Below are 13,406 nucleotides of genomic sequence, written 5' to 3' on the forward strand. Positions count from 1 at the left end.
GTCGTACGGTCCGGAGTGGACACTGCGAACAGGAGAAAAGAATGCTCACGCACCGGACCGTCGACGTCGGCGGAATCCGCATGCACCTCGCCGAGCAGGGCACCGGCCCGCTGGTGCTGCTGCTGCACGGCTGGCCGGAGACCTCGCACTCGTGGCGGCACCAGATGGGCCCGCTGGCCGAGGCCGGCTACCACGTCGTGGCGCCGGACCAGCGTGGCTACGGCCGCACCGGCTGCCCCGCCGAAGCGAGCCAGTACACGATGCTGCACCTCGTCGGCGACGTCGTCGGGCTGATCCACGCCCTCGGTGAACGGGAAGCGATCGTGGTCGGCCACGACTGGGGTGCCCCGGTCGCGTGGCACACCGCGCTGCTGCGGCCGGACGTGGTGCGCGGCGTCGCCGGCATCAGCGTGCCGCCGTCCGTCCGCGCGCCCGCACCGCCGCTGAGCCTCCTGCGCCGTCAGCTCGGCGACGGCTTCTACCAGATCTACTTCCAGCAGCCCGGCGTCGCCGAGGCGGAGTTCGGCGCCGACCTGCGCACGACGTTCCGCAAGCTGCTCGGCGGCACCGGCGACGCTCCGGTCGTCCGGGACGGCGAAGGGTTCCTCGACCGGTTCACCGCCCCGGACCCGCTGCCGTCGTGGCTGAGCGACGAGGACATCGACGTCGCCGTGGAGTCGTTCGGCCGCTCCGGGTTCACCGGCGGGCTGAACTGGTACCGCAACATCGACCGCAACTGGGAGCTGCTGGCGGCGTGGCAGGGCAAGCCGATCACCCCGCCCGCCTTCTACCTGTGCGGCGACGGCGACATCACCCGCGCGTTCACCGACCCCAGCCACATCCCCGAAGCCGCGGCCGACCTGCGCGGCGTCGTCGACGTCCCGGGCGCGGGCCACTGGGTCCAGATGGAACGGCCCGGCGAGGTGAACACCGCGCTGCTGGAGTTCTTCGAGCAGCTCTGAGGGTCAGCGGCTCGGGTCGATGTGGATCTTCGGTCCCGGGCCGCCGTGCCGCTCCCCGGCGAGCACGGCCCCGACCTGGTCGAGGCCGACGGTCGCGGCGACGAGCGGGCGCGGGTCGACGGCTCCGCTGCCGTAGGCGGCGATGGTGTCGGCCAGCCCCGGCGACGCCGAGAGGACACCGACCGCCGTGACGTCCTTCAGCACCAGCTCGCGGCTGTCGAGGAGGCTGGGCCGGCCGGACAGTCCGATGTAGACGACCCGGCCGGCCGGTTCCACCAGGTCCACGGCGAGCGCGGGCAGGTCCGCCGCCCCGCCGGCGTCGACGACCGCGTCGAAGGGCAGGTCCGGGAGGGTCTCCCGGGTCCAGGCGCCGGCGAATCCGAGGCCGCGGGCGAAGGCGAGAGAACCGTCGTCGAGGCCCATCAGGTGCACCTCGGCACCCGCCGCACGCAGGAAGAGGGCCGTCAGCAGCCCGATCGTCCCCGGCCCGAGGACGAGGGCGCGGTCTCCGGTGCCGACGCCGGCCGCGCGCGCCGCGCGCAACGCGTTGCCGCCCGGTTCGACCAGGGCGCCGAGCACCGGGTCGACCGCGTCGGGCAGCGCGTGCAGTGACCACGCGGGCACGGCGAGCCGTTCGGCCAGCGCGCCGTGGCGGCCGCCGCGGATCCCGACCTCCTGGCGCTGTTCGCAGGTGTGCTGGTGCCCCTTCCGGCACCGGCGGCAGGTCCGGTCGCCGAGCATGGTGTCGCCCATGACCCGGCGGCCGAGCCACGCCGGGTCCACGCCGTCGCCGACGGCCGAGACGGTGCCCGCCCATTCGTGGCCGAGCCGCATCGGGTACGCGGCGTGCCCCTGGTGCAGGTAGGTCATTTCGCCGGTGAAGAACTCCACGTCGGTGCCGCACACGCCGGCCCGCTCGACGTCGACGACGACCTCGCCCGGGGTGGCCTCCGGCACGGGCACCTCCCGCACCGAACCTTCCCGCGGCCCGGTGAGGACGAAGGCCCGCATGGTCGAAGACATGGCCGCATCCTCGCATCCCCGCGGCGCGACAGGTTAGCGAACACTTGCTATTTTCTTGACACCTGTTCATTATCGTGGGCATGCAGGCCGACTGGACGACCGAGGCCCCCGCCAAAGACCGGCGGGTGCGCCGGTCGCGGGCCGCGCTGATGCGGGCCGCTGTGGACCTCGTCGGCGACCGGGGCACGGCTGCCGTCCCCGTCTCGGACATCGCCGAGACGGCCGACGTCAGCCGGCAGGTGCTCTACCAGCAGTTCGGCGACCGCGACGCCCTGCTTCTGGAGGCCGCGCTGGACCTGGTGCGGCGAGAGCTGCTCGACGGGTCGCTCGACGTGCTGTCCGGTGCCCCCGGCGAAGAACGGGCCGCGATGCTGGCATTGGCCCGGCACTTCGCCGCGCACCGGCGGTTCTACCGGGCCCTGCTCACCAGTTCGTCCGCGTTCGCGCTCAACCAGGCCCTGACCGGGGTGTTCCTGCCGCTCAACCGGGAGGGCATCGTCCGGGGGCTCGGCGACCGGCTCGGGCGGCAGGGCGTCGACGACCTCGCCGCCTTCCTGACCGGCGGGGCCGGCGCGCTCGTCAACGCCTGGGTGATCGAGGGGCCCGAGCCCCTGGACCCGGAGGAGTTCACCGATCGGCTGGTGCGGATCCGGTCGGTCGTCACAGACATGATCACGAAGGAGCCCCGCCGGTGAACCCGATCAGTCATCTCCTCGAGCGCCTGCTGAAGCTGCCCGCGCCGGGCACCCGGGACGTTGTCGTCCAGAAGGACCTGCGCGTCCCGATGCCCGACGGCGCCGAACTGCTCGCCGACCGGTGGGTGCCGCGCGCGGGCGGGGACGGGCTGCCGACCGCGCTGGTGCGCAGTCCCTACGGCCGGCGGATGCCGTTCGGCACGCTCCTGGGCCGGCCCCTGGCGGAACGCGGCTTCCAGGTGCTCGTGCAGAGCACCCGCGGCGGCTTCGGCTCCGGTGGCGACTTCGACCCGCTGCGGCAGGAGCGCGAGGACGGCCTCGCGACGCTGGACTGGGTCGTGGGGCAGCCGTGGTTCGGCGACGCGATGGTGCTCGTCGGCGCCAGCTACCTCGGTTACGTGCAGTGGGCGGTCGCCGATCGCCTGCCGCCGCAGGTCAAGGCGATCATCCCGCAGGTCACGGAGTCCGGGCTGACGCTGGAGTTCCTGCGGGAGGACGGTCTTTCGCTGGAGACGCCGTTCGGCTGGGGTGTCCAGGTCGCGGTCCAGGAGCGGCGCTTCGCGCTGTTGCGGCAGCGCGGCCAGGCGAAGAAGCTGGCCCAGGCACTGAACACGCTGCCGCTCGCGCAAGCCGACGTCGTCGCCATCGGCCACCGCTCGGACTACATCCAGGACATCCTCGCCCACCCGGAGCACCACCCGCGCTGGGCCGAAGTCGACCACCGCAAGCGCGTCGCCGACGTCACCGTCCCGGTCAGCTCGATCGCCGGCTGGTACGACATCTTCCTGCCCGGTCAGCTGCGCGACTTCCGGACGCTGCAGGACGCGGGACGGCGGCCGCGGCTCTCGGTCGGGCCGTGGACCCACGCCGGCCGCTCCGACCTGCTCGAGAGCACGGGCACGACGCTCCGGGAAACCTTCGAGTTCGGACTGGCGCACGCCCGCGGCGAGGAACCGCCGGAGCGCGCGCCGGTCCGGCTGTTCGTCATGGGCGAGGAAGCCTGGCGCGACTTCGCTTCGTGGCCGCCGGAAGGCTATGCGCCGCAACGGTTCCACCTGCATTCCGGCGGCACGCTCTCCACTGACGCGCCCGGCGAGTCCGAGCCCGACCGGTACCGCTACGACCCGGCGGACCCGACCCCGGCGGCCGGCGGCGTGCGCATGGCCCCCGACGCGGGCCGGGTGGACAACGCGGCGCTGGAAGCCCGCGCCGACGTCCTCACCTACACCACGCCCGTGCTCGGCGAAGACGTGGAAGTCATCGGCGAAGTGAGCGCGGAGATCTTCTTCCGCTCGAGCCTGCGGTTCGCCGACGTCTTCGTCCGGCTGTGCGACGTCGACCCGGACGGCCGTTCGGTCAACGTCTGCGACGGCCTCACCAGCCTGCGGAACGCGGACGAGCCGGCCGCCGTCGCCGTGCGGCTTTGGCCGACGGCGCACCGGTTCCGGCGCGGGCACCGGATCCGGGTCCAGGTCTCCAGCGGCGCATTCCCGCGGTACGCCCGCAACCCCGGCACCGGCGAGCCCCACGCCACCGCGGTCACGCTGCGCGCCGCGGAGCAGGAGGTGCACCACGACCCCAACCGGCCGTCGGCGATCGTGCTCCCGGTGCGCCGGGGATGACTGAACGGCGCATGTCGTAGTGTCGGGCCGCAGGCAAGTGTCGCCGAAAGGAGCCCGATGACCGTCCCCGACCCGCCCCTCCCCCGCTTCCACCTGGCGATGCCGGTGGACGACCTGGCCGCCGCCCGCCGCTTCTACGGCGAGGTCCTCGGCCTCGAGCAGGGCCGCAGCGCCGAGACGTGGATCGACTGGAACCTGCACGGCCACCAGTTCGTGACGCACCTGGCGCCGGGCGGGCCGCGGCGGATCCACAACCCGGTCGACGGCCACGACGTCCCGGTGCCGCACTTCGGCCTGATCCTCACCGTCCCGGGGTTCCGGGCCCTCGCCGACCGGCTGCGTGCCGCGGGGACGGAGTTCGTGATCGAGCCCTACGTCCGGTTCGAGGGCCAGGCCGGTGAGCAGTGGACCATGTTCCTGCTCGACCCCGCGGGGAACGCCCTGGAGTTCAAGGCCTTCGCCGACGACTCCCAGGTCTTCGCGGTCTGAGACGCCGGCCGGGGCTCACCCGGCGAAGAGCAGGGCCGTTCCGTGGGCGCGCTTGAAGTAGAGGTGCGCGTCGTGCTCCCAGGTGATCGCGATGCCGCCGTGGAGCTGGATCATCTCCGCCGCCGCGTGGGCGAACGCCTCGCCGCACACCACCTTCGCCGCCGAGACGGCCTCCGGGTCGCCGTCCACCAAAGCCGCGTACAGGGCCGAACGCGCCGCTTCGACGTGGACGTGCACGTCGGCCATCCGGTGCTTCAGCGCCTGGAACGACCCGATCGGGCGACCGAACTGACGGCGTTGCTTCGTGTACTCCACCGTCAGTTCCAGCGCGCGGGCCGCCGCGCCGACCTGTTCGGCGGCGACGGCGGTCACCGCCGTGGCACGCAGCTGCCGCAGCTGCTCGGTAAACCCGCCGAGGTCGAGCCGCCGCGCCGGCGTCGACGCGAACTCCACGACGGCGAGCCGCCGCGTCGGGTCGAGGCCGGTGACGCGCTCCCGGCGGACGCCTTCGACGGGCACTTCGTACAGGCCAGTCCCATCCGGGGTGCAGGCCACGGCCAGGACGACGTCCGCGATGTCGCCGTCGAGGACGTAGCAGGCGCGGCCGTCGAGGCCCGCCGCCGACGCCGTCAAGGTCGCCTGACCGTCCACATCGGACCAGGCCAGCGCGGCCAGCGTCGTTCCCGCGGCGATGCCCGGCAGCAGCCGCTCGCAGGCTTCGTCGTTACCGGTGCGGAGCAAGGCTTCTCCACAGAGGACCGCCGAACCCAGCATCGGCGCGGGGGTGAGCGTCCGGCCGAGCTCCGCGAGCACGACGCACACCTCGGCCAGACCGGCGCCCGCGCCGCCGTAGCGGTCCGGGATCGCCAGGGCGGCGACGCCGATCTGTTCGCACAGCGTCGACCACAGCTTGTCGTCGTACCCCAGGGGCGACTCCATCGCCGCCCGCACCGCCTCCGGCCCGGACCGGCGCGTCAGCAGGGCCCGGACGGCGTCCCGCAGCGCCCGGCTTTCCTCGGTGTCCATCGGGTCCGTCATCGCAGGACCCGCGCCCGGTGGAACGAACCGGTCCCCCAGGCCCCGGCCAGGGCCCGCACCTTCGTCAGCCGCAGCCCGAGGTCGTGCTCGGCGGTGTAGCCGATGGCGCCGTGCACCTGCAGGGCGGTCCGCGCGGCGAGGTGAGCGGCGCCGGAGGCCATGACCTTCGCCGCCGAAACGTCGCGGGCGAAGGTCTTCTCCCCGGCCAGCGCCGCGCCGTAGAGGAGCGGGCGGGCGAGTTCGAGCTGGGTGACGACGTCGGCGAGGAGGTGCTTGACCGCCTGGTACTCACCGATGGCCCGGCCGTACTGGTGACGCTGTTTCGCGTACGCCACCGAGGTGTCGAGGAGCCACTGCCCCGCCCCCAGGAGCTGGGCGGCCACGGCGAGGACGCCACGGTCGAACGCCGCCGGGGTGGCGGTCCCCTGGGTGGTCCCGGTGACCCGGAACAGCCGCCGCGCCGGGTCGATCGAGCGGACGGGCTCGATCTCGGGGCCGGTGATCTCCCCGGCGGTCAGGTCGAAGACCACGCCGGCGACGTCGGCGTCCAGCGCGAGGGGGACTTCGGGTGGCGCGACGGCCGTGGCGAGGAGGTCGCCCTCGGCGAGCGCGGTGAGCCGGTCGCCGGTGAGCACCGAGGGCGCGACGACGGCGGTCTCGACGAGCGGTCCGGGCACGGCGTGGTAGCCGAGGGCTTCGAAGGCGACCACGGCGTCGACCGGCGTCCCGCCGAGCCCGCCGTGCTCCTCGTCGACCAGCAGGGCCGGGACCCCGAGCTCGGCGAGCCCGCGCCAGAGCTTGAGCCCGCGGTCGTGGTCCCCGGCCGCCCAGGACCTGGCGACCGCCGCGGTGTCCGCGCCGGCGAGGAAGTCGTGCAGGGACGCGGAGAACTGGCGCTGTTCCGGGGACAGCTGGAACTTCATCGGCGCTCCCTCGGGAGTTTCAGCAGCCGTTCGGCGATGGTGTTGCGCTGGATCTGGTCGGTACCGCCGTAGATCGGCCCGGCCAGGGAGAACAGGTAGCCGTCCACCCAGCCGCGGTCGGTCTCCCCGGCCGGGCCGAGCACGTCCAGCGCGGTCTCGTGGAGCTCGACGTCCAGATGCGACCAGAACAGCTTGTTGACGCTCGACTCCGGGCCCAGCTCACCGCCGTCCGCCAGCCTGCTGACCGTGCCGAACGTGTAGAGCTGATACGCCCGCGCTCCGATCCACGCGTCCGCCACTCTGTCCCGTGTGGACGGTGGCTCGCCGTTGTCACGCCACAGGTCCACCAGGCGATCCGCGGCGGCGAGGAACCGGCCCGGGCTGCGCAGCGAGAGTCCGCGCTCGTTGTTCGCGGTCGTCATCGCCACCCGCCAGCCTTGGCCGACCTCGCCGATCACGTCCTCGTCGGGCACGAAAACCTCGTCGAAGAAGATCTCCGCGAAGCCGGGTTCGCCGTCCAGCTGCGGGATCGGGCGGACGGTGACGCCCTCGGCTCGCAGATCGGCCATGAAGTAGGTCAGCCCGTGGTGACGCTGGGCCTCGGGATCGGTCCGGAAGAGGCCGAACGCCCGATCCGCGAAAGTGGCCCGCGAACTCCACGTCTTCTGCCCCGACAGCAACCAGCCACCGTCGGTGCGGACCGCCGTGCTCCGCAGCGCCGCGATGTCGCTGCCCGCCTCCGGCTCCGACCACGCCTGCGCCCACACCTGCTCACCGGTCGCCATCGGCGGGAGGATCCGGTCGCGCTGCTCCTGGGTGCCGTGCGCGAACAACGTCGGGCCGAGCATGAAGATGCCGTTCTGGCTCACCCGGCCCGGCGCTCCGGCCGCGTAGTACTCCTCCTCGAACAGCAGCCACTGCAGCATCGAGGCGTCCCGGCCGTGGTACTCACGCGGCCACGACACGACCGACCAGCGTGCCTCGGCGAGTTCGGCTTCCCACTCGCGGTGCGCGGCGAACCCCTCGGCGGTGTCCATCGACGGCAACGACCGAACGTGCGAAGCCAGCCATTCCCGGGCCTCGTCACGGAACGCGGCGGACGCCTCATCGATGTCGAGGTCCATCAGGCCCCCTTGTTCGCGTCACGCATCGACCGCGCCGACTGCCCGCCGAGAGAGTCTTCCGACGTTTCCGCGTTGTGGGCGTGCGCCAGGTGGTGCAGCCCGAACACCGAGTCCATCCCGGACCGCATGCCCATCAGGTCTTCGGCCTGGTTGACGGCTTTCTTGGCCAGCGCCAGCCCGAACTGCGGCATCGCGGCGATCTTCTCCGCCAGCTCCAGGGTGTGCTGCTCCAGCTCGGGGCGGGGCACGATCCGGTTGATCATGCCCCATTCCTTGGCCTGCTGAACGGTGAAGCGTTCGCCGGTGAACAGGACCTCTTTCGCCGCGCGCGGCCCGAGCACCCACGGGTGCGCGAAGTACTCCACTCCGGGAATCCCCATCCGCACCACCGGATCCGCGAAGAACGCGTCATCCGAGGCGACAATCAGATCGCACACCCACGCGAGCATCAACCCGCCCGCGATGCAGGCGCCCTGCACACTCGCGATCATCGGCTTCGGGATCTCCCGCCACCGGCGGCACATCCCCAGGTACACCTCGGACTCGCGGGCGAACCGCTGGTCACCCCCGGCCCGGTCGGTGTGGTCCCACCACATCACCGCACGCCGGTCGAAACTGACGTCGACGTCCCGGCCCGGCGTGCCGATGTCGTGCCCGGCCGAAAAGTGCTTGCCCGCCCCGGCCAGCACGATGACCTTGACCTCGGGATCGTTCACCGCCTCCGTGAAGGCGTCGTCCAGGGCATAAGTCATCGCCGAGTTCTGGGCGTTGCGGTAGTCCGGCCGGTTCATCGTCACCACCGCGACCGGCCCGCGCCGCTCCGACCGGACCACCGGGTCACTCATGCCTTCTCCTCACTGAGCACGCGCTTCAGCACCTTGCCGGAAGCGTTGCGGGGCAGTTCGTCCAGGAATTCGACGAACTTCGGGGTCTTGTAGTTGGCGAGCCGCTCGCGGCAGAACGCGACAACCGTCTCTTCGGTCAGCCCGGCGCCGACGACGAACGCCTTGCCGACCTCGCCGAGCCGTTCGTCCGGGACGCCGATGACGGCGACGTCGCGGACGCCGTCCAGCTCGGTCAGGGCGTGTTCCACCTCGGCCGGGTAGACGTTGAAGCCACCGCAGATGTACATGTCCTTGAGCCGGTCGGTGATCGTCAGGTTTCCTCCGGCGTCGAGCTCGCCGACGTCGCCGGTGTGCAGCCAGCCGTCCTCGTCGACAGTGCGGGCCGTGGCTTCGGGGTCGTCGAGGTAGCCGAGCATCACGTTCGGCCCGCGGACCACGATCTCCCCCGGCGAACCCTGGATCGCCACTTCGAAGCCCGCGGTCGCCCGGCCGGACGTCCGGGCCACCAGTTCGGCGTCGTCGCCCGGGCGGCACATCGTCACGACCACCGCTTCGGTGAGGCCGTAGCCGGTCAGGACGGTTTCGAAGCCCAGCTCGGACCGCATTCGGCGCACCAGCGAGGCGGGCACCGTTGCCGCTCCCGTGACGGCGAGGCGCAACGACGAGAGGTCGCCCTTGCGCGGCTCGTGCAGCAGGGACTGGAAGACGGCAGGCGCGCCCGGCAGCACGGAGATCCGCTCCCGTTCGATCGTCTTCAGCGCCGCGCGGACGTCGAACACGGCCTGCGGGACGAGGGTCGCGCCGGTCAGCAGGCTCACCACGATGCCGGCCTTGTAGCCGAAGCTGTGGAAGAACGGGTTGATCACCAGGTACCGGTCGTCGGCGGTGACCTGCCCGCAGTCCGCCCACGCCGTGGCGACGTCGACCACCTGGCGGTGGGCCGACAGCACGCCCTTGGAGCGGCCCGACGTCCCCGAGGTGAACAGGATGTCGCTCACGTCGTCGGGGCCGACGGCGTCCGCGCGCGCTTCGGCCTCCGCCTCCGGGACGCGGGCGGCCAGGGCGAGGAACTCGTCCCAGCCGAGGGTGCCCTCGACCGGCCGGTGGGGCTGTTCGAGGGGCACCCGGACGACGGTGCCGAGGTCCGGCAGCTCCACCCCGGTCTCCCGGATCGCGGCGTGGCGGTCCACGCCGAGGAAGTCCGCGGCGACGACGAGGGCCTTGACCCGGGCGCGGACGAGCAGGTCCACGGTCTCGGTGGCGGTGAACCGCGTGTTGACCGGGATCAGCGTCGCGCCCGCGTACAGCGCGCCGAGCGCGGAGAGGACCCAGTGGTGGGTGTTGGGGAGGTTGATCGCGACCCGGTCCCCCGGGTGGACGCCGCCCGCGGCGAACGCGCGGGCGACCGTTCGAACACGTTCCAGAAGCTGGTCGTACCCGAGTCGCACGGGGCCGTCGACCAGGGCTTCCGCGGAGCCGAACTTCGCGGCGGCATCCCGGACGACGGCCGGGATCGTGGTCTGTCCCACCACACCCTCCTCTGGACCGGCAAACTAGAACGTGTTCTCATTACCCTAGGTGCCGGACCGGCCCGGCAGCAAGGAGGCGTGCGTGGAACCGACGGGATTCCGCCGCGAAGTCGCGGACTGGCTCGCCGCCAACCTGACCGGCGAGTTCGCCCGCCTGCGCGGCCTGGGCGGCCCGGGACGGGAACACGAGGAGTTCGACCTGCGCCTGGCCTGGGAACGCCACCTCGCCGCGGCGGGCTGGACGGGCGTCGGCTGGCCCGTCGAACACGGCGGCCGGGGACTGTCGCTGGACGACCAAGTCGCGTTCCACGAGGAGTACGCCGCCGCTGGGGCCCCCGCGCGGGTCAACCACATCGGCGAACAGCTGCTCGGCCCCACCCTGATCGCGTTCGGTACCCCTGAACAGCGGAAACGGTTCCTGCCCAAGATCCTCGCGGTCGAGGAACTCTGGTGCCAGGGGTACTCCGAGCCCGGCGCGGGGTCCGACCTCGCGGCCGTCTCGACCTCGGCGGTCCCGCGCGACGGCGAGTGGGTCGTCAACGGCCAGAAGATCTGGACCTCGCTCGCCCACGTGGCCGACTGGTGCTTCGTGGTGGCCCGCACCGAACCGGGCTCGCAACGTCACCACGGCCTGTCCTACCTCCTGGTGCCGCTGCGGCAGGACGGCGTCACCATCCGGCCCATCCAGCAGCTCACCGGCACGTCGGAGTTCAACGAAGTCTTCTTCGACGACGCCCGCACGTCCGCCGAACTGGTCGTCGGGGCACCGGGCGAGGGCTGGAAGATCGCCATGGCCACCCTCGGGTTCGAACGCGGCGTCTCCACCCTCGGCCAGCAGATCGGGTTCCGCCGCGAACTCGACGCCATCACCGCCGAAGCGAAACGGCTCGGCACCCACGACGATCCGCTGCTGCGCGCGGACCTGACTCGCGCCCGCATCGGCCTGCGCGTCCTGCGCGCGCACGCCCTCCGGACGCTCGGGCAGGCCGCCGGGCCGGAAGTCGCGGTGGGGAAGCTGCTGTGGGCGCAATGGCACCGCGGGCTCGGCGAACTGGCCATGCGCGCCCGCGGTGTCCGGTCGATGGTCGCCGACGGCCCGGAACTCGACGAGTGGCAGCGGCTGTTCCTGTTCACCCGCGCCGACACCATCTACGGCGGGTCGGACGAAATCGAACGCAACATCATCGCCGAGCGCGTCCTCGGCCTGCCCAGGGAGGCCCGCCCGTGATCCCCCACTACCCGCCCGGCCACGACCTGCTGTCCGGCAAAGTGGTCGTGGTGACCGCGGCGGCCGGCACCGGCATCGGCTCGGCCGTCGCGAAACGCTGCCTCGAAGAAGGCGCGAACGTGGTGATCAGCGACTGGCACGAACGGCGGCTCGGCGAGAAGGCGGCCGAGCTGTCCGAACTGGGCAAAGTCCACGCCCTGCCCTGCGACGTCACCAAGGAGGACCACGTCCGAGCCCTCGTCGACGGCACGGTCGAGCACTTCGGACGACTCGACGTGATGATCAACAACGCCGGGCTCGGCGGCACCCGATCGGTCCTGGAGATGACCGACGAGGAGTGGTCACGCGTTCTGGACATCACCCTCACCGGCACCTTCCGCTGCACCCGGGCGGCACTCAAGCAGTTCGTCGCCCAGGGCGGCGGCGGGGCGATCGTCAACAACGCGTCGGTGATCGGCTGGCGCGCCCAAGCCGGGCAGGCGCACTACGCCGCCGCGAAGGCAGGCGTGATGGCGCTGACCCGGTGTTCGGCGCTGGATGCCGCCGAGCACGGCGTCCGGATCAACGCCGTCGCCCCCAGCCTCGCCATGCACCCCTTCCTCGCGAAGGTGACCAGCGACGAACTCCTCGAAGACCTCACGAAACGCGAAGCCTTCGGCCGCGCCGCCGAACCGTGGGAGGTCGCCAACGTCATGGTCTTCCTCGCCAGCGACTACGCGAGCTACCTCACCGGCGAAGTCGTCTCCGTCAGCAGCCAGCACCCCTAGGAGTCCCCGTGCCCGAAGCCTTCCTCCTCGACGCCGTCCGCACACCCGTGGGACGGCGTGGCGGCGCGCTGTCCGGGTGGCATTCCGCCGACCTCGGGGCGCACGTCATCAAGGCGGTCGTCGAGCGCGCCGGCGTCGACCCCGACCTCGTCGACGACGTCATCCTCGGCTGCACCGACACCCTGGGCCCGCAGTCGGGCAACATCGCGCGCACCGCGTGGCTCGCCGCGGGGTTCCCCGACCACGTGCCGGGCGTGACCGTCGACCGGCAGTGCGGGTCCAGCCAGCAAGCCGTGCACTTCGCCGCCCAGGCCGTCATGTCGGGCACCCAGGACCTGGTGCTGGCCGGGGGTGTGCAGAACATGAGCCGCATCCCGATCAGCGCGGCGATGCTGGCCGGGCGCGAATACGGCTTCGACGACCCGTTCTCCGGCTCGAAGGGCTGGCAGGAGCGCTACGGCAGCGTCGAGGTCTCGCAGTTCCGCAGTGCGGACATGATCGCCGAGCACTGGGACATCAGCCGCGAAGCCATGGAGGAGTACGCGCTGCGCAGCCACCAGCGGGCCCTGTCCGCGATCGACGAAGGCCGGTTCGACGCGGAAACCGTGGCGGTCGAACAGTTCCGGCACGACGAGGGGCCGCGCCGGGACACCAGCCTGGAGCGGATGCGGGGGCTCAAGCCGTTGAGCGAGGGCTCACGCCTGACGGCGGCGGTGGCCAGCCAGATCTCCGACGGCGCGAGCGCGGCTTTGCTGGCGTCGGAGGCTTTCGTGCACGAGCACGGCCTCACTCCCCGGGCCCGCGTCCACCACCTGTCGGTACGGGCCGCGGACCCGGTGTGGATGCTGACCGGCCCGATCCCGGCGACCGCGCACGCGCTGCGGAACGCCGGGCTCACCATCGGGGACATCGACCTCTTCGAGGTCAACGAGGCGTTCGCCAGCGTGGTCCTGGCCTGGCTGGACGAAACCGGCGCGGACCCCGGCCGGGTCAACGTGAACGGGGGCGGGATCGCCCTCGGCCACCCGATCGGGGCCACCGGCACCAAGCTGCTGGCGACGCTCCTGCACGAGCTGGAGCGCCGCGGCGGGCGTTACGGCCTGCAGACGATGTGCGAAGGCGGCGGCACCGCCAACGTCACCATCATCGAACGGCTCTGAT

General features: G+C 72.2%; 13 protein-coding genes. 7 read left to right on the forward strand and 6 right to left on the reverse strand.

From position 1 onward, the window contains the following. Positions 1 to 41: 41 nt before the first annotated feature. A complete protein-coding gene (locus CF165_RS22600) occupies positions 42 to 962 on the forward strand; it encodes an alpha/beta fold hydrolase (protein ID WP_093949540.1) in 921 nt (306 codons plus the stop codon). A 3-nt stretch (positions 963 to 965) separates the two neighbouring features. Here the strand turns inward: CF165_RS22600 and CF165_RS22605 are convergent, their stop codons facing one another. After that, positions 966 to 1,985 carry a zinc-dependent alcohol dehydrogenase gene (locus CF165_RS22605; protein WP_093949541.1) on the reverse strand — a complete coding sequence of 340 codons (1,020 nt, stop codon included), beginning with the start codon at positions 1,983 to 1,985 and terminating at the stop codon, positions 966 to 968. An 80-nt stretch (positions 1,986 to 2,065) separates the two neighbouring features. Here CF165_RS22605 and CF165_RS22610 point away from each other — a divergent pair, with 80 nt between their 5' ends. Genes CF165_RS22610 through CF165_RS22620 form a run of 3 tightly spaced genes read left to right on the forward strand, consistent with a single transcriptional unit; the run spans position 2,066 to position 4,791 of the window. After that, the gene (locus CF165_RS22610) at positions 2,066 to 2,680 is read left to right on the forward strand and encodes a TetR/AcrR family transcriptional regulator (protein ID WP_093949542.1); all 615 of its coding nucleotides are present in this window, start codon (positions 2,066 to 2,068) and stop codon (positions 2,678 to 2,680) included. Next, the gene (locus CF165_RS22615; protein ID WP_093949543.1) at positions 2,677 to 4,302 is read left to right on the forward strand and encodes a CocE/NonD family hydrolase; all 1,626 of its coding nucleotides are present in this window, start codon (positions 2,677 to 2,679) and stop codon (positions 4,300 to 4,302) included. The genes CF165_RS22610 and CF165_RS22615 overlap by 4 nt, the downstream gene beginning before the upstream one ends. Positions 4,303 to 4,359: 57 nt before the next feature. Beyond that, the gene (locus CF165_RS22620; RefSeq protein WP_093949544.1) at positions 4,360 to 4,791 is read left to right on the forward strand and encodes a VOC family protein; all 432 of its coding nucleotides are present in this window, start codon (positions 4,360 to 4,362) and stop codon (positions 4,789 to 4,791) included. Between the two features lie 15 nt (positions 4,792 to 4,806). Here the strand turns inward: CF165_RS22620 and CF165_RS22625 are convergent, their stop codons facing one another. The 5 genes from CF165_RS22625 to CF165_RS22645 are packed head-to-tail and all read right to left on the reverse strand — an operon-like array spanning position 4,807 to position 10,250. Then, the gene (locus CF165_RS22625; protein WP_240521731.1) at positions 4,807 to 5,829 is read right to left on the reverse strand and encodes an acyl-CoA dehydrogenase family protein; all 1,023 of its coding nucleotides are present in this window, start codon (positions 5,827 to 5,829) and stop codon (positions 4,807 to 4,809) included. Beyond that, positions 5,826 to 6,752, reverse strand: a complete 927-nt coding sequence (locus tag CF165_RS22630) for an acyl-CoA dehydrogenase family protein (protein WP_093949545.1) — start codon at positions 6,750 to 6,752, stop codon at positions 5,826 to 5,828. Before CF165_RS22630 ends, CF165_RS22625 begins: the two co-directional genes overlap by 4 nt. Then, positions 6,749 to 7,876 carry an acyl-CoA dehydrogenase family protein gene (locus tag CF165_RS22635; protein WP_093949546.1) on the reverse strand — a complete coding sequence of 376 codons (1,128 nt, stop codon included), beginning with the start codon at positions 7,874 to 7,876 and terminating at the stop codon, positions 6,749 to 6,751. Before CF165_RS22635 ends, CF165_RS22630 begins: the two co-directional genes overlap by 4 nt. Further along, positions 7,876 to 8,721 (reverse strand): enoyl-CoA hydratase, encoded by an 846-nt coding sequence (locus CF165_RS22640; RefSeq protein WP_093949547.1) that lies wholly within the window; start codon positions 8,719 to 8,721, stop codon positions 7,876 to 7,878. The genes CF165_RS22635 and CF165_RS22640 overlap by 1 nt, the downstream gene beginning before the upstream one ends. Then, positions 8,718 to 10,250 carry a FadD3 family acyl-CoA ligase gene (locus CF165_RS22645; protein ID WP_093949548.1) on the reverse strand — a complete coding sequence of 511 codons (1,533 nt, stop codon included), beginning with the start codon at positions 10,248 to 10,250 and terminating at the stop codon, positions 8,718 to 8,720. Before CF165_RS22645 ends, CF165_RS22640 begins: the two co-directional genes overlap by 4 nt. Before the next feature lie 82 nt (positions 10,251 to 10,332). Here CF165_RS22645 and CF165_RS22650 point away from each other — a divergent pair, with 82 nt between their 5' ends. The 3 genes from CF165_RS22650 to CF165_RS22660 are packed head-to-tail and all read left to right on the forward strand — an operon-like array spanning position 10,333 to position 13,405. Then, positions 10,333 to 11,478 carry an acyl-CoA dehydrogenase family protein gene (locus tag CF165_RS22650; RefSeq protein ID WP_093949549.1) on the forward strand — a complete coding sequence of 382 codons (1,146 nt, stop codon included), beginning with the start codon at positions 10,333 to 10,335 and terminating at the stop codon, positions 11,476 to 11,478. Beyond that, on the forward strand, positions 11,475 to 12,245 hold the full coding sequence (locus tag CF165_RS22655; protein WP_093949550.1) for an SDR family oxidoreductase: 771 nt from the start codon (positions 11,475 to 11,477) through the stop codon (positions 12,243 to 12,245). The genes CF165_RS22650 and CF165_RS22655 overlap by 4 nt, the downstream gene beginning before the upstream one ends. Positions 12,246 to 12,253: 8 nt before the next feature. Beyond that, the gene (locus tag CF165_RS22660) at positions 12,254 to 13,405 is read left to right on the forward strand and encodes an acetyl-CoA C-acetyltransferase (RefSeq protein ID WP_093949551.1); all 1,152 of its coding nucleotides are present in this window, start codon (positions 12,254 to 12,256) and stop codon (positions 13,403 to 13,405) included. Position 13,406: the final 1 nt, after the last annotated feature.

This window comes from Amycolatopsis vastitatis (assembly GCF_002234595.1).
Lineage (GTDB): Bacteria > Actinomycetota > Actinomycetes > Mycobacteriales > Pseudonocardiaceae > Amycolatopsis > Amycolatopsis vastitatis.

Bases quoted from the DNA above. Each gene is read 5' to 3' on its own strand.
- CF165_RS22625 (WP_240521731.1), bottom strand. From the start codon at position 5,829: ATGACGGACCCGATGGACACCGAGGAAAGCCGGGCGCTGCGGGACGCC.
- CF165_RS22630 (WP_093949545.1), bottom strand. From the start codon at position 6,752: ATGAAGTTCCAGCTGTCCCCGGAACAGCGCCAGTTCTCCGCGTCCCTG.
- CF165_RS22635 (WP_093949546.1), bottom strand. From the start codon at position 7,876: ATGGACCTCGACATCGATGAGGCGTCCGCCGCGTTCCGTGACGAGGCC.
- CF165_RS22640 (WP_093949547.1), bottom strand. From the start codon at position 8,721: ATGAGTGACCCGGTGGTCCGGTCGGAGCGGCGCGGGCCGGTCGCGGTG.
- CF165_RS22620 (WP_093949544.1), top strand. From the start codon at position 4,360: ATGACCGTCCCCGACCCGCCCCTCCCCCGCTTCCACCTGGCGATGCCG.
- CF165_RS22605 (WP_093949541.1), bottom strand. From the start codon at position 1,985: ATGTCTTCGACCATGCGGGCCTTCGTCCTCACCGGGCCGCGGGAAGGT.
- CF165_RS22600 (WP_093949540.1), top strand. From the start codon at position 42: ATGCTCACGCACCGGACCGTCGACGTCGGCGGAATCCGCATGCACCTC.
- CF165_RS22610 (WP_093949542.1), top strand. From the start codon at position 2,066: ATGCAGGCCGACTGGACGACCGAGGCCCCCGCCAAAGACCGGCGGGTG.